Source organism: Streptomyces sp. NPDC057743, from assembly GCF_042798755.1.
Taxonomy (GTDB): Bacteria; Actinomycetota; Actinomycetes; order Streptomycetales; family Streptomycetaceae; genus Streptomyces.
On the sequence record NZ_JBHVJX010000007.1, the window covers coordinates 24,831 to 46,080 of the forward strand.

Genomic DNA, 21,250 nt, shown 5'->3' on the forward strand with positions numbered 1-21,250 from the left:
TCCCGATGAGCCGCCTTCGCACCCCCGATCCGGTGCGCGTCGCCCGGCGCCGCGCGCCCGGTGCCCGCACCCCCCTGGCACTGGCCGTTCCCGCGCTGCTGGCCGTCGCCTTCCTGCTGCTGCCGCTCATCGGCGTGCTGGGCCACACCAGTTGGGGCGAGCTCGGCACCCATCTGACCAGTCCCGCGGTGCTCCAGGCGCTGCGGCTCTCGCTGTTGGTGTCGTGCTGGGCGCTGGGTCTGTCGCTGCTCCTCGGGGTGCCGCTGGCCTGGCTGTTGGCCCGGGTCGAGTTCCCCGGCAAGGTGCTGGTGCGCTCGCTGGTGCTGCTGCCGATGGTGCTGCCGCCGACCGTCGGCGGTGTCGCCCTGCTGCTCGGCTTCGGCCGGCGCGGGCTCCTCGGCCCCTGGCTGGAGAACACCTTCGGCATCGTGCTGCCGTTCCACACCTCGGGCGCGGTGGTCGCGGCCACCTTCGTCGCGATGCCCTTCCTGGTCATCAGCCTGGAGGGCACCCTCGCCGGGCTCCGCCCCAGTTACGAGGAGACCGCCGCCTCCCTCGGCGCCTCCCCGGTACGGGTCTTCTGCACCGTCACCCTGCCCATGGTCGCCCCCGGACTGGCCGCCGGCGCCGCGCTCACCTGGGCCCGCGCGCTCGGCGAGTTCGGCGCGACCATCACCTTCGCCGGCAACCTCCCCGGCACCACCCAGACCCTGCCGCTCCAGGTCTATCTGCTGCTCCAGGACTCCCCGGAGGCCGCCACCTCGGTCTCCCTGCTGCTGCTCGTCATCGCCATGGCCGTCCTGGTCTGCCTGCGCGGGCGCTGGATGGGCGGGCGCGGGCCCAACGAGCGCTCCCGGCGCGCTGGTCGGGACGGCGGGGGGCGTTGGTGGCGGTCCGTTGGTGGGGGCGTTGATGCTGATCCTGGTCCTGATGAGGGTGCTGTGGTGGGCGGCTCCGACGGTAGTGCTGACTGGGGCGCTGGCGGGGGCGGTTACGGGGGCGGCGGTAGTGGCGGCGCGAGGGCCGGGGGTGCGCCAACTCGGGCCGGGAGCACGGCGCATGGGTCGACCAGTGCTGACCCCGCCTTTGCCGCCCGAGCCCCGGAGCCGGCCGCGCCGGAACCGTCCGCCCGCGAACGCTGGCCGCTGGACGCCGAGGTCACCGGCTTCACCGCCCTCACCCTCCGGGCCGAGCCCGGCACCACCGTCGCCGTCGTCGGGCCCAACGGCGCCGGTAAAACCACCCTGTTGCGCGCGCTGCTCGGGCTGACCCCGCGGGCCCGGGCCGTCCTGCGCCTGGGGGAGACCGACGCCACCGCGCTGCCCCCGCACCGCCGGGGTGTCGCCTGGGTGCCCCAGGACGGCGCGCTCTTCCCGCATCTGACGGCACTGGCCAACACCGCCTACGGGCTGCGCGCCCAGGGCGTCCCGCGCGCCGAGGCCCGGCGCACCGCGCAGCAGTGGCTCGACCGGCTCGGCGTCGGCGCGCTCGCCCACCGCCGGCCCGCCCAGCTCTCCGGCGGCCAGGCCCAACGCGTCGCGCTGGCCCGGGCGTTGGCGGCCCGGCCGCGGCTGCTGCTGCTCGACGAGCCGTTGGCCGCGCTCGACCAGACCACCCGCGCGCACGTCCGGCACACCCTGCGCAGTCATCTCGCGGGCTTCGGCGGGGTCTGCCTGATCGTCACCCACGATCCCGTCGAGGCGGTCTCGCTCGCCGACCGGGTGCTCGTCCTCGACGGCGGCCGCGCCCTCCAGGACGCCCCGCCCGCCGAGGTCACCCGCCACCCGCGCTCACCCTGGGTGGCCCGGATGCTCGGCCGCAACGCCTGGTCCGGCACCGCGGCCGACGGCGGGCTGACGCTCACCGACGGCGACCGGCTCGTCGTCGCCGATCCGCTGCCGGACGGGACCCGGGCGCTTGCGGTGATCGCTCCCGAGGCGGTCTCGGTGCACCTCGACCGGCCCGCGGGCAGCCCGCGCAACGTCTGGCCCGGCACCGTACGGGAGATCACCGCCGCGGGCAGCCGACTGCGGGTCCTGGTCACCTCGCCCGAGGCGCCCGACCTCGTCGCCGAGATCACCCCGGCCGCGGCCCTGGAACTCGGCCTCGCCGACGGTGCCGCCGTCTGGACCAGCGTCAAGGCCACCGAGGTGACGCTGGTGGAGATCTGACGCAGCGTCAGGAAATAGCCCCGGGGCGGTGGGTGGCCGTCAGCGCGCTGCCCCGGCTAATGCGGCGCCCTCCCCGTCAGTGCGGTGCGGCTGCCGGCTCCAGTACGAAGACCGGTATCTCGCGGTCCGTCTTCGCCTGGTACTCCGCGTAGTCGGGGAACGCCTCGACCGCGCGGGCCCACCAGCGCGCCTTCTCCTCGCCGGTGACCTCGCGGGCCGTCATGTCCCGCCGGACCGTGCCGTCTTGGAGCTCGACGCGGGGGTCGGCGAGGACGTTGTAGTACCAGACCGGGTTCTTGGGCGCGCCGCCGAGGGAGGCCACCGCGGCGTACGCCCCCTCGTGCTCCACTCGCATCAACGGGCTCTTGCGGAGCTTGCCGGACTTGGCTCCGCGGGTGGTCAGCAGGATCACCGGCAGGCCGTTCAGCGTCGTGCCGTCGGTGCCGCCGGAGCCCTCGTACAGCTCGACCTGTTCGCGGACCCATGCCGTCGGGCTCGGCTCGTACTCTCCTTGCAGGGGCATTGCGTCCGCCTTCCGCCGTCTGCCGGCTGTCTGCCGGCCGTCTTTCGTCTTCCGTCGAGATCGCCTCGTGTCGGGGTCAACGGCCAGGGCGCCGCGATCATTCCGGCTCCGCGGATCGATTTTCCGGCCCTGCCTTCCACCGCGCCGCCCAGCGCCGTTGGCCGGGCCGCGCCCCCGTGGGGGAGCGCGGCCCGGCGCGCAGGGGTCAGGAGACCAGCTCCACCGCCCGGCTCCGGTTGCGGCGGTGCTGCTCCGCCCAGTTGTCCAGCGCGGCCTGGCAGGCGTGGTCGACGTGGCGCAGTCCGCTCAGGTCGAGTTCCACGTCCCGGTCGGTGGGCAGCGACTCCAACTGGTCGAGCAGCTTGGGCAGTCGGAGGAAGCTCGCACTGCCCACGGCCCGGACCCGGATCGGGCCGGGGACGCTCGGGATCTGCACCTCCAGATGCGCCTGCGAGGTCTCCCAGGCGGTCTTCGTCACTGCCAGCAGCAGGCCGATCAGCACGCCCTCGAACATGTTCACCGTCACGATGGCGAGCGCGGTCACGCAGAGCACCACGGCCTCACCGCGGTGCGCCTGCCACAGCGGCCGCAGCTCCCGTAGCGGGATCAACTTCCAGCCCGCGTGCACCAGTACGCCGGCCAGGGCGGCGACCGGCACCACGCCCAGCGCCGCCGGGAACGCCGCGGCGAACAGCAGCAGCCACACCCCGTGCAGCACCCGCGACGCCTTGGTGCGCGCCCCCGCCTGCACGTTGGCGGCGCTGCGCACGATCACCGCGGTCATCGGCAGCGCGCCGAGGACCCCGCACAGCGTGTTGCCGGCGCCCTGGGCCATCAGCTCCTTGTCGTAGTCGGTCCGGGCCCCGTCGTGCAGCCGGTCCACCGCGGCGGCGCTGAACAGCGACTCCGCGGAGGCGATCAGGGTGAACGCCAACACCGTGCCCAGTACGCCGAGTTCGGTCAGCCGGCCGATGTCGGCCAGGCCCGGCGGCTGGATCGCGTCCAGCAGCCCGCTGACCCGGACCCGGGCGACCGGCAGGTCCAGCGCCCAGACCGAGGTGGTGGCCAGCGCGACCGCCGCCAGCGGCGCCGGCAGGACCCGCGCCGCGCGCCGCCACCGGGGCCAGAGCACCAGCACGGCGATGGTGCCGGCCCCGACGGTCACCGCGGAGAGCGCGGCGGGGGAGCCCGCGGTGTCCCGCACCAGCCGCGGCAGCGCGCCGATGTTGGCCAGGCCGCTGCCCGGCGCCTTGGCGTCGGCCAGGGCGTAGAGCTGCCCGGCGATCAGCACCAGCCCGATGCCGGCCAGCATGCCCTGCACCACGGCCACCGAGATCGCCCGGAACCAGCGCCCCAACTTGAGTGCACCCATGGCCAGTTGGAGGAGTCCGGCGGTCAACACCAGAGCGCCCAGTACGCCCAGGCCGTACTCCTTGACCGCCTCGAAGACCAGCACGGTCAGTCCGGCGGCCGGGCCGCTGACCTGGAGGCTGGAGCCGGGCAGCAGCCCGGTGACCAGTCCGCCGACGATGCCGGTGACCAGCCCCAGTTCGGCCGGTACGCCGGAGGCCACCGCCACCCCGACGCACAGCGGGACGGCGACCAGGAACACCACGAGCGAGGCGGTGAAGTCCGCCCGGAGAAAGGGGAATCGCTTCATCACGTACGGGCCCGCCTTCACAGGGGGAGGAACGCGTCGGAGGCCGGCCGGTGCACGGAGACCGAACCGGTGTGGACCTCGTAGAACCAGCCGTGCAGCCGCACGTCACCGGCGTCCAACCGCTCCCGGACGCACGGGTAGCCGCGCAGCCGGTCCACCTGCTGGCGCACATGGCGCTGCACGGCCAAGGTGGCGGCCGGGCCGTCGTCGGCCGGTAGTGCGTCGGGGAGTTGCTGGGTCAGCCAGTCGCGGACCGCGGGGGCGCCGGTCAGGTCCTCGCCACGGGCCCGGGCGCCGACCGCGCCGCAGTGCGAGTGGCCGCAGACGACGACGTCGGCGACGCGCAGCACCCGCATCGCGTATTCGATGGTGGCGGCCTCCGCGCTGGCCGGCATCTCCTCCCGGTAGGCGGGCACGGCGTTGCCGGCCGTGCGGAGTTCGAAGAGTTCGCCGGGCCGGGCCCCGGTGATCAGGGACGGGACGACCCGGGAGTCGGAGCAGGTGATGAACAGCGCGAGGGGGGATTGGCCGGCCGCGAGCCGACCGTAGGTCTCCTGTTCTTCGCGGTGTGCGGCAATACGGGCCGTCAGGCCCCGGGCGTGCTGGATGAAGGTCTCCACGAGGAGGTCTCCTGCTGAGGGTGAAGCCACCGTGGGGATGGCGTGGATGTGGCACGGAGGGTGGCGGGGCGCGGCGCGGGGCCGGTCGCCACGGGTCCGCTCAGCAGCGGAAGACGCAGTGCAGCAGGGGGAGTTGGGCCGGTCTCGCGGCTCTCGGGTCGTCGGGGGCGGCGGCGGACCGCGCCGGAGTCCCGTCGTCGCCGCTCGCGCCGCTCAGGCACGGCGGCAGCGGCCGCCGGGTGGCCGGAACGCCCTCCGCGGCCGGGGTCAGCCGCCGGGGGCGGCTGCGCTCGGTCTCGCGCTTGGAGTGCTTCTCTTCCTCGGAGTTGGTGTTGGCGGCCGAGGCGGTCTTGGCGCCGGGCGCCGCGGCGGCCGGTGGCGCGGAGCGGGCCGCGCACGCCGGTGCCGCCGCGCCCAGCAGGAACGTCAGGACGACGACGAGCGCGGTCAGCGGCAGTCGGCACGCGGCGGGTATCCGGGGGCGTATGCCCGGCTTCCCGGTGTCCTTCCGCATCGTCGTCCTCCGCTTCGCCCCAAGTCGTCGGGGTCGTCCGGTCGTTCGGCAGGGGGCGGGCCGCCGCGCGCCGGTGGCGCGGTCGGCCGTGGGTGCGCACGGTCCTGGTCGTCGGGGTGCGGTTCCGGTCGCGTGCGCAGTGCACCGCTCGCGTCCCTGGGGGACCGCGCTCTCATAGTGCACCATCCAGGTTTCCGGCATGAAAACGATAAATGACGCCAGGTTGCGGCATGTTGCGGCCTTTTTCAGGACTGGTCTTCCATCTCAGGGGCACCGGCCGCCGCCGTCGTCCCGCGCGGCCAGTACCGCCACCGGGACCACCGCCAGCGCCAACGCCCCACAGACCAGGGCCAGTACGGGGAAGCCGCCGGCGGCCAGCACCGGTCCGGAGGCGACCCCGCCGGTCGCGCCGGCCAGCGCGATCCCGACGTCGACCAGCCCCTGGGTCGCGGCGCGGCGGGCCGGCGGCAGCGCGTCGGTGACCAGGGCGGTGCCGCTGACCAGCCCGAAGTTCCAGCCCACGCCCAGCAGTACCAGCGCCACGGCGAGCGCGGCCACCGAGTGCGGTGGGGCGAGGGTGGCGAGCAGCCCGGCGCCGAGCAGCGTCACCCCGGACGCCGCCGCCACCCGGTGCGGGCCGATCCGGTCGACCAGCGCCCCGGTGAGCGGCGAGGGCAGGAACATCGCCCCGACGTGCAGGGCGATCACCAGCCCGGTCGCCTGGGTGCCGTGGCCGTGCGCCCGCAGGTGCACCGGCGTCATGGTCATCAGCGCGATCATCACCAGTTGGGTGAGGACCATCACGGCGGCGCCGGCCGCCAGGGGGCGGCGCCGCACCCGTACGGGGCCGTTCGGCGCCGGTGCGTCGGCCCCGCTCGGCGCGGGTTCCCCCACCGCCGGCCAGCGGACGGCCAGGACGGCGGCGGCCGCCCCGAACGCCGCGGCGGCCAGCAGGAACGGGCCGGCGAGCCGGGGCACGCCCCAGGCCACGGCCACGTCCCCGGTCACCGTCACCAAGTTGGGGCCGGCCACCGCGCCGAGCGTGGTGGCGACGAGCACGGTGCTCACCGCGCGCCCGCGCCGCTGAGGCGGGGCCAGTTCGGCGCCCGCATAACGGGCCATCAGGTTCGTCGCGGTGCCCGCCCCGTAGACCAGCAGGGACGGGAACAGCAGCAGGGCGCTGTGCAGCGCCGCGGCGGCCACCACCCCCAGACTGCCGAGCGCACCGGCCCCGTACCCGAGCGCGAGTCCGAGGCGGCGGCCGCGGAGTTGGGAGAGCCGGCCGATGGCTGCGGCGCCCAGCGCGGCGCCGCCGGTGAACAGGGCGCTGGGCACGCCGGCCAGCCCGGTCGAGCCGAGCAGGTCCTCGGCCAGCAGCGCGCCGACCGTGATCCCGGCCGCCAGGCCGGCCCCGCTGAGCACCTGCGCGCACACCAGGACGGTCAGCGGCCGCCGCGGTGCGGCGACGCTCATGCGGCCCGCGGCTCCAGCGCCGCGATCTCCGCCAGGGACCAGCCCAGTTGCCGGTGCAGAAAGCGGACGATGGTCCAGTGCGGCAGGGCGCCCTCGTCGAACGGGCCGAACTCCCGGCAGTACAAGGGGATCCAGCGCAGCGCCTCGTCGAGCGCCCGCTCGCGCCCCGGCTCCTGTTGGTACTCCTGGTAGCCGATGCTGCGGTGCTCGATGAAGTACCGGCCGGGCAGCCGCTCCTCGCACAGCGCGCGGTACTCCCGGGTCTGGAGGATGAGGTAGTGCCAGATCTCGTCGATGTCCTGCTCGACGGGGAGGAACAGCCCGCCGAGCCGGTCGCGGTGGCGCGAGACGAGGTAGAGGTAGCGCAGGCACTCGGTGAGCTGGCGCGCCACGAACTCCTCGGGCTCCCCGGTCAGGGTCGTGAAGTGGGCCAGGACCTCGTCGTGCAGCGGCCGGCCGAGGAGGTCCCGCAGGTCCTCGGCGGTGACCGGCGGGGACGGGGCCGGTGCGGTGGTCCGGTGGGTCATGCCTCTCCTCTGGCGAGCCAGGAGTACTTCCCGGAGCGGCCGATGGGGATGTGCGGGCGGTGGTCGAGCCGGCAGTGCCGGCCGGTGAGTTCGCCGACGGCGCGCTCCAGCGCGGTGGACTCCCTCGCCTTCAGGGGCGCGCCGTTGAAGGTGGTGTACGCCAGGCGGGCCTCGGCGGTGCCCTCCAGGCGCAGTTGGTGGACGAAGATCTGCGCGGTCGCCGCGGCGACGCAGCGGTCCAGGTCGCCCTGGGCCACCGGGCCGTGCCGGGTGGTCAGCAACTCCTTCTCGCGGCCGCAGAATTGGGCGATCCGCTGCGGGTCCGGGGTGCCGTCGGTGGTCCGTACGCAGTCGCCCGAGCGATAGCGGACCAGCGGCATGTAGGGGTTGCGGATGCTGGTGACGACGAGGTGGTACAGGGTGCTGTCGGGCGCGACGGGGTGCAGTTCGACGCTCATCTTGTCCAGGTGCGGGCGGTAGTTGCCGCGCCGGTCGCTGGAGTAGAGGTAGCCGAGCTCGGTGCTGCCGAAGAGGTCGATGATCGGGCAGGCGAAGTGCTGGTGCAGGAACCGCCGCACGTTCACCGGGGTGTACTCGTAGGCGTGGATGATGCTGGCGGGCGGCGGGAAGTCGTCCCACAGCCCCCACTCGCCGACCTTCCGCACCAGGTGGGCGAGATGGTAGCCGGAGCAGTCGAGGTGGTACCAGCCCTGGGGGTGGGCCTCTTGGGCGGTGCGGATCTCGTCGAGCATCCGGACGGTGTCGTCGCGGCTCCACAGCGCCGGGTCGAGCCGCAGGTTCAGATAGCTGGTGCGGTCGTCCAGCCGGCGGTCCTCGGGGCCGGGCACGGGGTCGGGCGCGGCGCCGCGCTTGGCGGCGTTGACCCGCGCGACGTGCTCGGTCGCCAGGACGGTGGTCAACGAGACCCGGTGGCACCCGGCTTCCCAGGTGGCGGCGAGGTCGGGGTGCTCGCTCCAGAGCTGGTAGTAGGAGTGCAGCAGGAAGTACGGGGGCCGGATGAGCTGCATGCGGGCGTGGTTGGTGCCCGTGGAGAGCACGAACTCGGCCTCGCCGGACTCCAGCGCGGCGGCCAGTTGCCCAGTCATCCAGTTGTCCGGGAAGCCGCGGGCGATCTGTGGTTTGTCGAGCACCGGGAAATGGCCCTTCGCCAGTGCCTCGCGGTAGATCGGGATGTCGCGGATCTGCTCGATGACCTCGGCGGTCGGCTGGCCTTCCATGGGATACCTCGGGTGTGTACGGGCGGGGGTCTCGCCCCGTTGCGTGGGTGGCGCGGTGCCCGCGGCGGGCCGATGGCGGGGGAGTTGGCCGCCGGTGGCCCGCCGGGGCCGTCAGCCGGGTGTCAGGAGATGCAGCCGCTCTTGGGCGCGGCGCTGATGCAGCCGGCCTTGGGGGCGGCGCTGATGCAGCCGTGCTTCGCCGCCCGCGGGTCCTGCCCGGCGGAGTTGGCGGCCACCCAGCTCTGCCAGACGTCGTCCTGGGCCATCTTCTTGATGAGCTGCTCCATGGGACCTCCAAAGGTGTGGGAAGGGGGAGTGCGGCACTCTGCGGTCCGTACTGACCTGCGCCGATGCCGACGCTTCGAAAGTAAAAGAATCGCCAAGTGGCTGTCAATGAAAGGCAATATGAAGCAGTGGGGAACGAGGGGCGGTGCGCCAACTTTGGCGGGATTCCGCCGGAAAGGGCGGTCCCGGAAATTCTGACGGGTAGTCAACTAACGGGCCGCGGCCGCCGCGAAGCGCAGCCCGTCCTCCCTCGTCCACCGCCTGGCGGCCCCGGCCCGGATGCGATCGGGTGACCTGCCCAGCGGGTCCACCACCCACCCGCGGTGCACGCGGAACGATCGCCACGTCCACCGGTTCCAGCCACCTCAGGGAGCCCGCTGTGCGCATCCTGCTCCTCGCCGGCGCCTTCAACAGCCTGACCCAGCGCGTCCACGCCGAACTCGCCGACCGCGGCCACCACCTCGGCGTCGAACTGGTCACCCACGACACCCCGTTGGCCGCGCTGGTGCCCCGGCACGCCCCGGACCTGATCGTCGCGCCGATGCTCACCACCGCCATCCCCCGGCAGGTCTTCTCCGCCTGGCCCTGCCTGATCGTCCACCCCGGCCCGCTCGGCGACCGCGGGCCCTCCTCGGTGGACTGGGCCGTCCACCTGGGCGCGGAACGCTGGGGCGTCACCGTCCTCCAGGCCAACGACGAGATGGACGGCGGCGACATCTGGGCGACGGCCGAGTGCCCGGTCCCCGAGGTCAGCAAGAGCGACCTGTACCGCAACGAGATCGCCGACGCCGCGCTCGTGGCGCTGTTGACCGCCGTCGACCGCTTCGCCGCCGGCACCCACCGCCCGCAGCCGCAGCAGACCCTGCCCGCCGAGCGCCTCCTCGGCCGCCCCCGCCCGCGGCTCCGTCAGGACGACCGCCGGATCGACTGGGCCGGTGACCCCACCGAGTCCGTGCTGCGCACCCTCCGCGCCGCCGACTCCCGCCCCGGCGTCCGGGACCAACTCCTCGGCGGCACCTGGTTCCTGCACGGCGGCCACCGGGAGGGCACCCTCACCGGGCGCCCCGGCGAACTGCTCGCCACCCGCCACGGCGCGCTCTGCCGGGCCACCGTCGACGGCGCCGTCTGGATCCCCGAACTCCGCCCGGCGCGCGCCCCCGGCGGACCCGCTCCCGTCAAACTGCCCGCCACCCTGGCGCTCGGCGACCGGCTCCCCCCACTGCCCGAGATCCCGGCCCCGTTGGAACCCGATGACACCCACCGCACCTGGACCGACATCCGCTACCACGAGGACGGGCCGGTCGGATTCCTCCGCTTCTCCTTCCCCGGCGGCGCGTTGAGCACCGACCAGTGCCGCCGGCTGCTCGCCGCCTACGAGTACGCCCGCACCCGCCCCACCTCCGTCCTGGTCCTCGGCGGACAGCGGGACTTCTTCGCCAACGGCATCCACCTGGGCGTCATCGAGGCCGCCGCCGACCCCGCCGCGGAGTCCTGGGCCAACATCAACGCCCTCGACGACCTCGTCCACGCCGTACTCACCACCACCGACCGGCTGGTGGTCGCCGCCCTCGGCGGCAACGCGGCGGCCGGCGGGGCGATGCTCGCGCTCGCCGCCGACGAGGTCGTCAGCCGCGCCGCCGCGGTCCTCAACCCGCACTACCGGCTGATGGGCCTGTACGGCTCGGAATACTGGACGTACACCCTGCCCCGCCGGGTCGGCCCGGAGACCGCCGACTACCTGATGCGCCGCGCGCTGCCGATCACCGCGGCCCGCGCCCAACGGCTCGGCCTGGTCGACCGGATCGTCGACTGCCCCGCGGGGGAGTTCGGCGACCGCGTCGGACGACTCGCCCGCCGGCTGGCCGCCTCCTTGGGCGTCCAGTCCCGGATCGCGGCGAAGAAGGACCGCCGGGAGCGCGACGAGGCAGCGCGGCCGCTCGCCGCCTACCGGGACGACGAACTCGCCCGTATGCACCGCACCTTCTTCGATCCGGGTGCCCCGTACCACGCGCTGCGCCGCGCCTTCGTCCGCAAGGAGCCGTCGGCCGGCACCCCGGAGCACCTCAACGTCCCCGCAGCGCGGGCGGACGGCACGGCGGGCACCTCCGGCTGAGCGGGCCGGCGGCCGCCCGTGCGCCGGCCCCGGCCCGCCCCGCCCGCCCGGGACTCAGGCGGTGGGCAGGTACTTGTACCCGACGCCGAAGACGGTGCTGATCAACTTCCGGCGGCGCGGGCCCAGTCGGCGCCGGAGCCGGGCGATGTGCACGTCCACCGTGCGCGCGCTGGAGCGGCAGTCGGGCCAGACCGCGACCATCAACTGCTGTCGGGTGAAGGCCCGCCGCGGGTGCAGCACCAAGTGGGCCAGCAGGTCGAACTCCAGCCGGGGGATGTCGAGCTGGCGCCCGTCGATGGCGACCGTACGGGCCGCGGTGTCGATCTCGATCGGTTCCGCCGCGGTCTCCCCGGTCGGCTCTTGCGGGCCGGGGGGCAGCATGGACGGGGCGGTGCAGGACGACGGGGCGAGGATGATGTGCACCTTGTCGGAGGCCAGTCGGTGTACCGATACGGGTTCCAGGTCGTGCAGGGTGAGTTGCCACTTCCCATCGGGGAGCCGGTCGACCGCCAGGGGTGGTCCTCCGCCGGGGCCGACCTTTGCCGGCCGGCCGAAATCGGCATCCGGGCGCAACGCAAGGGGGGTCGTCGACGCGTTCATAAACATGATCTGGGCCCATTCCTCTTGCAAAGCAGGCGTGTTCGGACAGACATGGCGGTGCTCGACGTGCGACCCACGGTTCTTGCTGCAACCGCGGTCGCTGCGCGGTCCGGTGCGGAGCGGGGCCGACGCCCCGGCACTCGTGATGCGGGTGCGCTCGGCGGGGCAATCGCCCTCCCCTCCCTGTTGGGGAGTGCGTTCGCGCCCGTGCCCGTGCTCAGCGGTGACGAGAAGAACCGTCACTGCACCGGTGCGAACGAACGCTACATGTGATCGCGCGCTTCCGGATAGTAGCTTCCGCTAATGACGGGCGTTCTTGAGCCGATTTCATGTTTTGCCCTTCCGGCTGGCCGACGGCCCGAAGGACCGCACCACCGGCGGTCGGGAATCAACTCCCGGGGCCTCGTTTTCCTTACAACTCCCTTATCGGTTCCGGGAGTCTCCCGTAAGGGTTCAGCCGTACAAGACCCTTACCGCAGGGTGGGGCCATGGACGCGCACACGGCCGCCCGGCCGCCCCGTACCCTCCCCCTGCCCGACAACGCCCCACCGGCCAGCGGCAGATGGCTGCCGCTGGTGGCCGCCTGCCTGGGCACCTTCCTGCTGCTGGTCTACGCGACGATCGTCACGGTGGCGCTGCCGCGGATGGCCGGCGCACTGCACGCCGACTTCGGCGCCCTGCAATGGGTCATCGACGTCTACACCCTCGCTCTGGCCGGGCTGTTGCTGGGCATGGGCTCGCTCGGTGACGCCCTGGGCCGCAAGCGCCTGTACGTCCTGGGCCTGACCGTCTTCACCGCCGCCACCCTGGCCTGTGCACTGGCCGGAAACGTCCACCTGCTGATCGCCGCGCGTGCGGTGCAGGGCATCGCGGGTGCCGCGATGTTCGCCACCCTCGTCCCGCTGATCGGCCTGGCCTACACCGGACGGGACCGGGCCCGCGCCTTCGCCGTCTGGGGCGCGGTCGCCGGCGCCGCCGCCGGCATCGGCAACGTCGCCGGCGGCATGCTCACCCAACTGCTGTCCTGGCAGTGGATCTTCTACGGTGCGCTGCCGGTCTGTGCGGTGGCGCTCTGGCTGGCCACCAAGGTGCCGGCCGACCACGCCCGTACCGCAGCCCGGATCGACTGGCCGGGAATCGCCACCTTCAGCCTCGCCGCGACCGGTATCACCTTCGGCTTCATCCGTGGTGGCGAGGCCGGTTGGGGCGCCGGCTCGACCCTGGCGGGCTTCGGGCTCGGGGCGGCGCTGCTGGTCGCCTTCGCCCTCGTGGAACGCGCCGCGGAGCGGCCGATGGTGCCGCTCGGCCTCTTCCGCGCCCGGGCCTTCAACGGGCTGCTGCTCGCCTCCGGCGCCTACTACCTGGGCGCGTTCGCCCTCCTGCCGGTGCTCTCCCTCTGGCTCCAAAACGGCGTCGGGCTCAGCTCGTTCGCCACCTCGCTGGTCCTCACCGCCCAGCCGGTGGCCTTCTTCGCCACCTCCGCGCTGACCGGGGGAGCGCTGCACCGGATGCCGCCCCGGTGGAGCGTCGGTGGCGGCACGCTCCTGGTGGCCGCCGGTGACCTGCTGCTCCTCCTGGTCCAACCGGGCTCGTCCTGGCCGGTGTTGCTGCCCGGCCTGGTCGTCACCGGCATCGGTGCCGGGCTGGTCTCCCCGGTCCTGCCGGCGCTGGCGATGGCCTCGGCGGACCCGGCCCACAGCGGGGTCGCCAGCGCGGCCTCCAACAGCGCCCGTCAGCTCGGACTCGCCCTGGGCATCGCCCTGTTGGGCACCGTCTTCCACCGTTCCGTACCGGGCGCCGGCGCCGGCGCGTCCCCCGGGGCGTACGCGGCGGGGCTGGGTGCGGTGTTCCTGGTGGCGGGCGCGATCGCGGCGCTCGGGGGGCTGGTGGCCTGGCTGGTCTGCGAGAAGGAGTGAATATGCCGGTCAAAAGCTCCGGCCCGTTGGTATGCGATTCAATCTCCTGCCGGCGAAAAGGTGCGGAACCAGATATTCCAGACGACTGTTTTCGAAAAGAGGAGGAAATGAGTAGGGTATGGGCCGCCACCGACTGACCAGCGGTGGCGGTCCAGCCGAATTCGGCATGGACGGAATGCGCGGGCGCCGCAAGTCACCCGCGCACACCGGGAGGGGAACATGCCGGCCGGCTCATTCGAGGGGCAGTACGTATGGAGTCCAGCAGCAGATGACCGGGCGCTGGCACAGGCGTGTATGGATGTCCGGGCCGGGCGCTACTTCAGCGCCCACGAGGTGTTGCGGGAGACCCGCGGGGATTTCGAGCTGCGGGCCCACCGCTCGCTCGTCCTGGCCTCCGAAGCCGCCGGCTCCGACCTGGCCGAGCGCTGGCTGGCCGAGGAACCGAGCCCGGAGGCGGCCCTGTTGTGGGCCCGGGTGGCGATGCTGCGGACGCTGCGGATGGCCGATGCCGGCGACCGGCGGGCCGGCGCCCTGGACCGGATAGCGCGCACCGCCTGCGAACGGGCCGCGAAACTGGCGCCCGAGGACCCCACCCCCTGGGTCGCCCAGCTCGCCCTGGCCAGACTCGACCGCCCCCAGGACCCCGCTCCCCAGGGGCTGTTGACCTCGCCCGCCGGACCCTGGTACCTCTTCGCGCACATCCTCCGGCTCGACCCCTGGCACCGGGAGGCGCACCACCGCTTCCTGTCCTTCTTCTTCACCCGCCACGGCGGCTCGTCCAGCGCGAGTTGGGATGTCGCCGCCTTCCTCAGCCAGCGCGCGGCGGCCACCTCGCCGCTCCGACTGCTGCCCCTGGTGGCGCTCGTCGAGGACTACAACCCCGCCGCGCTGTTGGCCGACCGCACCTGGGAGCAGCCGCAGTGGATCACCGCCGCGACCGGCATCCACCGCAACTGGTTCCCGACCGTGGCCGGTTACCGCTTCACCCCGGTCGTGGACCTGGCGTATCTCGCCCATGCGCTTTTCATGGCGAAACACGAATTCGAGGCCCGCGAGGTCCTCACCGCCATGGGCCCCTATGCGTCCCGGATGCCCTGGAGTGCCTTCGGCGATCCCGAAGAGCAATTGACCAGGGCTCGAAGGGCGTGCGGACTCCCCGTTCCGCACGATCCGTGATGCGCCGAATAAATTCCCCACATACCCCACCGGACCGTTGACCCCCACCAACAGAAAGGTTTCGGTAGTGCCCGAGCGTACGTCCTCCCCGCCCCGCGTCACAAACCGCTCGAAAAACCAGGCCGGCGTGGACCCCGCCGCCCTCGACGATGACGCGACCCTGCACGCCATGGGCTATCCGCGGAAACTCACCCGAAGATTCCGCGCCTTTGACAACTTCGCCATTTCCTTCACCATCATCAACATCATCTCCGGCATCTTCTCGTCCTTCGGTTTCGGACTGAACGCCGGCGGCCCCCGCATCCTGATCTTCGGCTGGATCGGGGTCTCGGTCATGGTGCTGTTCGTCGGCGCCGCCATGGGCGAGATCGCCTCCGCGTACCCGACCAGCGGCGCGCTGTACTTCTCGGCGGGCAAGCTGGCCAAGCGCCACCAGGGCGCCTGGTCCTGGTACACCGGCTGGCTCAACTTCGTCGGCCAGGTCGGCGGCACCGCCGCCACCAACTTCGCCGCCGCCACCTTCATCCAGGCGTTCATCGCCATGCAATGGCCCGCCTATCAGCCCACCACCCCCCAGACGGTCGGCATCACCGCGGCCATTTTGCTGGTGCAAGCCCTCGCGAACACCTACACCGTGCGGCTGGTCGCGCTGCTCAACCGCATTTCCGTGTGGTGGCTGTTGATCGGCATGGTGGTCATCGTCGCCACCCTCGCGCTCATTCCCGCGCACCACCAAGCGCCGTCGTTCGCCACCCACTTCGCCAACAACACCGGCTTCACCAACGCCATTTACGGCGGAATGCTCGGACTGCTCGTCACCAGCTGGACGTTCACCGGCTTCGACGGCAGTTTCCACATGTCCGAGGAAACAGTGAAGGCGACGGTCAATGCCCCGCGCGGCATCATGCGGGCGATCGGCTACTCCGCGCTCGCCGGGCTGATCCTGATGCTCGCTCTGGTGTACGCCATCCGCGACTACGACCACGCCGCGCAGGCCGACGCCCCGCCGGTGCAGATCCTCATCGACGCGCTCGGCGTGCACACCGCCAAGTTCCTGCTGCTGATCGTCATCGGCGCCATGCTCTTCTGCGGGCTCGCCAACATGACCAGCAACACCCGGCAGATCTTCGCCTTCTCCCGCGACGGCGCGATGCCCGGCTCCCGTTGGTGGCACTCGGTCTCCGACCGCACCCGCACCCCCGTCAAGGCCGTCTGGCTCGCCGCCGTCTGCTCGCTGATCCTGGTCATCCCCGGCTGGTGGTCGCACACCGCCTTCACCGCCGTGGTCAGCATCAACGTCGTCGGCCTCTTCCTCTCCTACGGCGTGCCCATCTTCCTCAGGCTCCGGCTCGACGACTTCCAGGCCGGCCCCTGGAACCTCGGCCGTTACGGCAAACCCGTCGCCGCGATCGCCGTGCTCTGGATCGTCGTCAGCAACGTGCTGTTCATGCTGCCGCAGCAGTACCCGGTCACCCCGGAGTCCTTCAACTACGCGCCGATCGCGCTCGCGGTGGTCCTGGTGATCGCCACGGTCTGGTGGTTCGCCACCGCCCGCCGCCGCTTCCAGGGGCCGGTGAGCTACGGCAGCCCGGACGAGGTCGCGGCCATGGACCTCATCTGACCCACGCCCACGACAGAAAGGACCCGACCCCCGATGCGACCGACCACCACCGCCCCGACCGAGACCGCCGCCCCCGACGGCGAACTCACCGTCGCCGCCGCCCCGTTGGAGCGCTGGCACGAGGTCGTCGGCTGGACCGCCGAGGAGGGCTGGAACCCCGGCGACGACGACATCAGCAGCTTCCACGCCGCTGACCCCGACGGCTTCTTCCTCGGCCGCCGCGGCGGGCGCACCGTCTCGGCGCTCTCCCTCGTCAACTACTCGGAGGACTACGCCTTCCTGGGCTTCTACCTCGTCGCCCCCGGCCTCCGCGGCCAGGGCCTGGGCCTGGCCACCTGGCGCGCCGCCTTCCCGCACGTCGGCGCCCGGACCGTCGGCCTGGACGCGGTCCCCGCCCAGGAGGCCACCTACCGACGCGCGGGCTTCACCGCCGCGCACGACACCCTCCGCTACACCGGCCGCCCCACGCCCGGCGCCCGGCCCTCTCCGGACACCCACCCGGTGACCGCCGCCCACCACGACGCGATCGCCGCCTTCGACCGCCGCTGCTTCCCCGCCGACCGGCGGGAGTTCGTCACCCGCTGGTTGACCACCCCCGGCCGCACCGCCCGGGTCCGTCTGCGCGACGGCGAGGTCGTCGGGTACGGCGTGCTCCGCCCGGCCGAGTCCGGCTACCGCATCGGTCCGCTCTTCGCCGACACCCCGGAGACCGCCGAGGCCCTCTTCGACGCCCTCACCGCCCAACTCGACCCCGCCGACGAGGTCACCCTCGACGTCCCCGAACCCAACGCCGCCGCCCGCACGTTGGCCACCGCCCGCGGCCTCACGCCCCGTTCGCACACCATCCGGATGTACACCGGACCCGTCCCGCCGGTGGCCGCCGGGCGCACCTTCGGCGTGACCAGCCTCGAACTGGGCTGACCGCAACGGCCGTTCGGGCACCGGAGCGCCGCCCCGGCCACCGTCCCCTTGCGGGGCGCGGTGGTCAGGGCGGCATGGACGTGTTCACGCAGCAGATGCCGACGTATGAGGTGTGGCGTCGCGGATCGCCTCCCCTAGCGCGCCATCCAGGGGGCGAAAGCCTCGACCGTCAGATCGAGGGGGTCCGTGTGCGCACGGACTCCGCCCAGGTGGCGAGCAGTTGCTCGTACTGTTCCTGTTCCTCGGGCCATAGCGGCCGACCGGTACGGGCGGCCATGAATTCGCGTATCGCGCGGTTGGCCTCGGCGGTGGCGTCTGGGACGCATGCAGTCGCCATGCCGCAGATCATATGCGTTGGGATGGTCTAGGGCCATTACCGCTTTTGGATGATAGTGGCAACCTCTGCCCTTGATATCACTCTCGTGCCCGGCCCGAGGCGCCGCCCGCCCTCCGGCCGTTCGGGACCCGCACGACCGCGCCGCCCCAACGGTCCCGCGGCGGCGGGGAGATGACTGCCCCGCCGCCCCACGGACGACGCGCGGCCTCCCTCAGCGCAGCGAGGCGCCGTACACGTGATCCACCGGCATCGTCATCAGCACCCGCCGGTCGGAGACCATCACCGTGCGGTACTCGTCCCAGTCCGGGTGCTCGCCGGTGGCGCGACGGTAGTACTCCACCAGCGCCTCGACCTCGGGGGCCTGCGGGTCGGCGCCCGGCCCGACGAGCGTCGCGGTGCCCTCGGCGGTGGCCCAGGCCCGGCCGTCGGGGCTGGTGACCTCCAGCGCGGCCCGCGGATCCCGGCGCAGATTGGCCGTCTTGGCCCGCCCCTCGGTCATCGACACGTAGAGGACGTCGGCCGCCCGGTCGTAGAACGGCAGGACGGGGGAGAGCTGCGGGCGGCCGTCCGACTTGATCGTGGCCAGCACGCCGAGCCGGCTCTCCGCGAGCAGTGCGCGCGGGCCGAAAGGGGTAGCAGTCATGCCGTGCCAACGGGCCGCCCGGCACCGGCTATTCCCGGCCGTCTACGGTGGACGCCCCGGTGCCTTCGGGTGTCGCATGGTGAAGTGAGCTTCCGAGGGAGGTCGTTGGGCGTGGACGTCTACGAAGCGGTGCACAGTCGGCGGTCGGTGCGCGCCTTCACCGATCGGCCGGTGCCCCGGCAGGTGCTGGCGCGCGTGCTGTCCGCCGCGGCCCGCACGCCGTCCGGTGCCAACCTCCAGCCGTGGCACAGCTATGTGGTGACGGGCGCCCCGCTGGCCGCGCTCAAGAAGCGCACCGCCGAGCGGGTGGCCGCGGGGGACCCCGGCGATGCGCGCGAGTACGCGATGTACCCCGCCGAGCTCAAGTCCCCCTATGCGGAACGCCGATCGGCCGCCGCCGACCAGCGGTACGGCGCGCTCGGCATCCCTCGGGACGACGCGGCGGCCCGCAGGCGGGAGCGGGCCAGGAACTGGGACTGCTTCGGCGCCCCCGCCGCGCTGTTCTGTTACATCGACCGCGACCTGGGCGCGGCCCAGTGGGCCGACCTCGGCATGTACCTCCAGAGCGTGATGCTGCTGCTCCGCGCCGAGGGACTGCACAGCTGCCCGCAGGTGGCCTGGTCGGAGTACCGCACCTCGGTCGCCGAGGTCGTCTCGCCGCCGGACGGGCTGGTCCTGTTCTGCGGACTGTCGATCGGCTACGAGGATCCGACCGTGGGGTCCGTCCGCATCGACCGGGCGCCGCTCGCCGAGACGGTCACCTTCGTCGGGGACGAGGGGAACTGACGCCGGCGTGCGACGCGTTGAGGACTGGGAGCGCGAGGCGGAGTGGCGGCTGCCGGCCGCCGTGCTGACGTACTTCCGGCAGGGCGCCGGCGCCGGCCTGTCGGCCGCGGAGGCCGCGGCATGCTGGGACGCGCCGCGGCTGCTGCCCCACGTGCTGCGGGACGTCAGCGCCGTCGCCACCCGAACGTCCGTCCTGGGCACGGGCGTTGACACCCCAATCCTGGTCGCCCCGACGACGCTGCAACGCCAGGCGCACCCGGAGGGCGAGGCCGCCATGGTGCGCGGCGCGGCCGCCGCCGGCTCGTTGACCTGCGTCACCAGCAACGCGGGCGTGCCGTTCGCCGCCCTGGCGGGCCCCGCCCCGTGGTGGGTGCAGGCATACGTCCTCAAGGACCGGCGGCTGACGGCGGAACTGCTGGAGCGCGCCAAGGCGGCCGGGGCGCGGGCCGTGGTGCTGACCGCGGACACCCCCGTCATCGGGCAGAAGTTCGGCACCGGGCCGAGCGTTTGGGACACCGTCCCGCCGGAACACCTGCTGGCCAACATCGACCGGCGGGGGCTCGACGACTGGCGCTGGGACAAGGCGGCCGACCTGACGCCCGCCACCATCGACTGGCTGCGCACCACCACGGGACTCCCGGTGGTGGTCAAGGGGGTGCTGCGGCCCGACGACGCGCGCAGTTGCCTGGCGGCCGGCGCCGCCGCGATCTGGGTCTCCAACCACGGCGGGCGACAGTTGGACGGCGCCGTCCCCACCGCCCGGGCCCTGCGCCCGATCGCCGAGGCCCTGGCCGGCAGCGGCGCCGAACTCTACGTCGACGGCGGTCTCCGCACCGGCCGGCACGCGCTCCTCGCCCTCGCGCTCGGCGCCACCGCGGTCTTCGTCGGGCGGCCGGCCCTGTGGGCGCTGGCCGTCGACGGGGCGTTCGGCGTGCAACGGCTGCTCACCGACCTCACCGCCGAACTGGCCCACGCCATGGCCCTGGTGGGCGCCCCGGACCTCGCCGCCCTCACGCCCGACCTGGTCGCCGAGTGAAGGTGAGGGCCCGCCTCCTCAGCCCGGCCTCCCGGTAGGCGGCGGCATCTCCGGGCTCAGGGCGCGAAGACCGTGCTGGCGAGGGCGACATGGACGGCGGTGCCGCCGAGGATGCTCAACAGGGCGTTGCGGCGCCAGAGATGGAGGCCGATGGTGACCGCCAGGGCCGCCAGCGGGGCGAGCGCGCGCGGCTCGGTCACCGGGAGGTCGCGCAGCGCGTAGACGACCAGGATGACCATGACGCCGGCCGGCATCCGGCTGCTGAGGTACTGCACGGTCTTGCTCGCCCGCAGCGGGGCCAGGGCGGCGAACGGCAGGGCGCGCAGGGCCCAGGTGACCGCGGCGGAGACCACCACCGCGGCGATCAGGTACGGGGCGTCAGGCATGGGCGGGCTTCCTGTGGGCGACGAGGTGTCGGACCAGGAGGCCGACGGTGAACAGGACGAAGGCGGCCGGCAGCATCTGGTCCGGGAAGGCGAGGCGGGCGGCCAGCGCGCTGAGCAGGGCCAGGGCGGGCGTCGGCAGATCGCCGCGGCGGCCGCGGATGGCGTCCAGGGCCAGCACGGTGAACAGCGCGGTCAGCGAGAAGTCCAGGCCCCGCACGCCCTCGGGGATCAGCGAACCGAGCAGCGCGCCGACGGTGGCGCTGCCGGCCCAGTACACGTGCAGCAGGAACTGGAGCCAGAGGATCCGGCCGCTGGGCCAGGAGCGGGCCTGCTCGGTGGTGGTCAGCGCGTACGTCTCGTCGGTGAGGGCGAAGGTGCTGTAGGTCTTCGCCAGGCGGCCGCGTACCCGGTGCAGGGGGAACGACAGCGTGTAGAAGACGTGCCGGATGTTGACCAGGAAGGCGGTCAGCGCGACCGTCGCCAGCGGCGCGACGGCGGTGACCAGGCCGATGAGCAGGAACTCGAACGAGCCGGCGTAGATCAGGGTGGTGAACAGGGTCGCCCACCACCAGGCCAGCCCGGAGTGCGTGACGAGCACGCCGAAGGCGAGGCCGAGCGGCACCAGCGCCAGGCCCACGGACGCGGAGTCCCGGACGGCGGCCCGGAACGGCGCGGGTGTTGCGGGCGGGGGAGCGGGGGTTACG

The 21,250-nt window shown here is 73.2% G+C and carries 21 protein-coding genes; 8 read left to right on the forward strand and 13 right to left on the reverse strand.

Features of this window, described 5'->3' with window-relative positions; all coding sequences use genetic code 11:
- Window positions 1-5: 5 nt before the first annotated feature.
- Window positions 6-2,171: an ABC transporter permease gene (locus tag ACFVFQ_RS09835; RefSeq protein ID WP_383411635.1), complete on the forward strand. Its 2,166-nt coding sequence runs from the start codon at window positions 6-8 to the stop codon at window positions 2,169-2,171.
- Window positions 2,172-2,247: 76 nt separating this feature from the next.
- Here ACFVFQ_RS09835 and ACFVFQ_RS09840 read toward each other — a convergent pair whose 3' ends face one another.
- From ACFVFQ_RS09840 to ACFVFQ_RS09875, 8 genes are all read right to left on the reverse strand, one after another.
- Window positions 2,248-2,694 carry a nitroreductase family deazaflavin-dependent oxidoreductase gene (locus tag ACFVFQ_RS09840; RefSeq protein ID WP_383411638.1) on the reverse strand — a complete coding sequence of 149 codons (447 nt, stop codon included), beginning with the start codon at window positions 2,692-2,694 and terminating at the stop codon, window positions 2,248-2,250.
- A gap of 205 nt (window positions 2,695-2,899) precedes the next feature.
- Complete coding sequence (locus tag ACFVFQ_RS09845; protein WP_383411643.1) at window positions 2,900-4,354, reverse strand: SulP family inorganic anion transporter; 1,455 nt, start codon at window positions 4,352-4,354, stop codon at window positions 2,900-2,902.
- 17 nt (window positions 4,355-4,371) lie between these two features.
- Window positions 4,372-4,974 (reverse strand): carbonic anhydrase, encoded by a 603-nt coding sequence (locus ACFVFQ_RS09850; RefSeq protein ID WP_383411646.1) that lies wholly within the window; start codon window positions 4,972-4,974, stop codon window positions 4,372-4,374.
- A gap of 100 nt (window positions 4,975-5,074) precedes the next feature.
- Window positions 5,075-5,488 (reverse strand): hypothetical protein, encoded by a 414-nt coding sequence (locus tag ACFVFQ_RS09855; protein WP_383411649.1) that lies wholly within the window; start codon window positions 5,486-5,488, stop codon window positions 5,075-5,077.
- A 264-nt stretch (window positions 5,489-5,752) separates the two neighbouring features.
- On the reverse strand, window positions 5,753-6,961 hold the full coding sequence (locus tag ACFVFQ_RS09860; protein ID WP_383411652.1) for an MFS transporter: 1,209 nt from the start codon (window positions 6,959-6,961) through the stop codon (window positions 5,753-5,755).
- Complete coding sequence (locus ACFVFQ_RS09865; RefSeq protein WP_383411654.1) at window positions 6,958-7,488, reverse strand: hypothetical protein; 531 nt, start codon at window positions 7,486-7,488, stop codon at window positions 6,958-6,960. Before ACFVFQ_RS09865 ends, ACFVFQ_RS09860 begins: the two co-directional genes overlap by 4 nt.
- A complete protein-coding gene (locus tag ACFVFQ_RS09870; RefSeq protein WP_383411657.1) occupies window positions 7,485-8,726 on the reverse strand; it encodes a hypothetical protein in 1,242 nt (413 codons plus the stop codon). The genes ACFVFQ_RS09865 and ACFVFQ_RS09870 overlap by 4 nt, the downstream gene beginning before the upstream one ends.
- A gap of 122 nt (window positions 8,727-8,848) precedes the next feature.
- Window positions 8,849-9,013: a hypothetical protein gene (locus ACFVFQ_RS09875; RefSeq protein WP_383411664.1), complete on the reverse strand. Its 165-nt coding sequence runs from the start codon at window positions 9,011-9,013 to the stop codon at window positions 8,849-8,851.
- 377 nt (window positions 9,014-9,390) lie between these two features.
- On the opposite strand from ACFVFQ_RS09875, the gene ACFVFQ_RS09880 reads away from it, so the two are divergent.
- Window positions 9,391-11,124, forward strand: a complete 1,734-nt coding sequence (locus tag ACFVFQ_RS09880) for an enoyl-CoA hydratase-related protein (RefSeq protein WP_383411669.1) — start codon at window positions 9,391-9,393, stop codon at window positions 11,122-11,124.
- Window positions 11,125-11,178: 54 nt separating this feature from the next.
- Here the strand turns inward: ACFVFQ_RS09880 and ACFVFQ_RS09885 are convergent, their stop codons facing one another.
- Window positions 11,179-11,724: a winged helix-turn-helix domain-containing protein gene (locus ACFVFQ_RS09885; protein ID WP_383411672.1), complete on the reverse strand. Its 546-nt coding sequence runs from the start codon at window positions 11,722-11,724 to the stop codon at window positions 11,179-11,181.
- 488 nt (window positions 11,725-12,212) lie between these two features.
- Between ACFVFQ_RS09885 and ACFVFQ_RS09890 the strand changes: the two genes are divergently transcribed.
- From ACFVFQ_RS09890 to ACFVFQ_RS09905, 4 genes are all read left to right on the forward strand, one after another.
- Complete coding sequence (locus tag ACFVFQ_RS09890) at window positions 12,213-13,640, forward strand: MFS transporter (protein WP_383411677.1); 1,428 nt, start codon at window positions 12,213-12,215, stop codon at window positions 13,638-13,640.
- Between the two features lie 219 nt (window positions 13,641-13,859).
- Complete coding sequence (locus tag ACFVFQ_RS09895; protein ID WP_383411680.1) at window positions 13,860-14,816, forward strand: hypothetical protein; 957 nt, start codon at window positions 13,860-13,862, stop codon at window positions 14,814-14,816.
- 169 nt (window positions 14,817-14,985) lie between these two features.
- Window positions 14,986-16,437 (forward strand): amino acid permease, encoded by a 1,452-nt coding sequence (locus ACFVFQ_RS09900; RefSeq protein ID WP_383412333.1) that lies wholly within the window; start codon window positions 14,986-14,988, stop codon window positions 16,435-16,437.
- 33 nt (window positions 16,438-16,470) lie between these two features.
- A complete protein-coding gene (locus ACFVFQ_RS09905; RefSeq protein WP_383411683.1) occupies window positions 16,471-17,358 on the forward strand; it encodes a GNAT family N-acetyltransferase in 888 nt (295 codons plus the stop codon).
- A gap of 169 nt (window positions 17,359-17,527) precedes the next feature.
- On the opposite strand, the gene ACFVFQ_RS09910 is transcribed toward ACFVFQ_RS09905, so the two are convergent.
- Window positions 17,528-17,695: a hypothetical protein gene (locus tag ACFVFQ_RS09910; protein ID WP_383411686.1), complete on the reverse strand. Its 168-nt coding sequence runs from the start codon at window positions 17,693-17,695 to the stop codon at window positions 17,528-17,530.
- 211 nt (window positions 17,696-17,906) lie between these two features.
- The gene (locus ACFVFQ_RS09915; RefSeq protein WP_383411689.1) at window positions 17,907-18,338 is read right to left on the reverse strand and encodes a PPOX class F420-dependent oxidoreductase; all 432 of its coding nucleotides are present in this window, start codon (window positions 18,336-18,338) and stop codon (window positions 17,907-17,909) included.
- Between the two features lie 111 nt (window positions 18,339-18,449).
- Here ACFVFQ_RS09915 and ACFVFQ_RS09920 point away from each other — a divergent pair, with 111 nt between their 5' ends.
- Window positions 18,450-19,124: a nitroreductase gene (locus ACFVFQ_RS09920; protein ID WP_383411692.1), complete on the forward strand. Its 675-nt coding sequence runs from the start codon at window positions 18,450-18,452 to the stop codon at window positions 19,122-19,124.
- A gap of 7 nt (window positions 19,125-19,131) precedes the next feature.
- Window positions 19,132-20,160, forward strand: coding sequence for an alpha-hydroxy-acid oxidizing protein (locus tag ACFVFQ_RS09925; RefSeq protein ID WP_383411695.1), 1,029 nt, complete (start codon window positions 19,132-19,134; stop codon window positions 20,158-20,160).
- A 56-nt stretch (window positions 20,161-20,216) separates the two neighbouring features.
- On the opposite strand, the gene ACFVFQ_RS09930 is transcribed toward ACFVFQ_RS09925, so the two are convergent.
- Entirely contained in the window at window positions 20,217-20,546 is a 330-nt protein-coding gene (locus ACFVFQ_RS09930; RefSeq protein ID WP_383411700.1) for a branched-chain amino acid transporter permease, read from the reverse strand.
- Window positions 20,539-21,183 (reverse strand): AzlC family ABC transporter permease, encoded by a 645-nt coding sequence (locus tag ACFVFQ_RS09935; RefSeq protein ID WP_383412336.1) that lies wholly within the window; start codon window positions 21,181-21,183, stop codon window positions 20,539-20,541. Before ACFVFQ_RS09935 ends, ACFVFQ_RS09930 begins: the two co-directional genes overlap by 8 nt.
- Window positions 21,184-21,250: the final 67 nt, after the last annotated feature.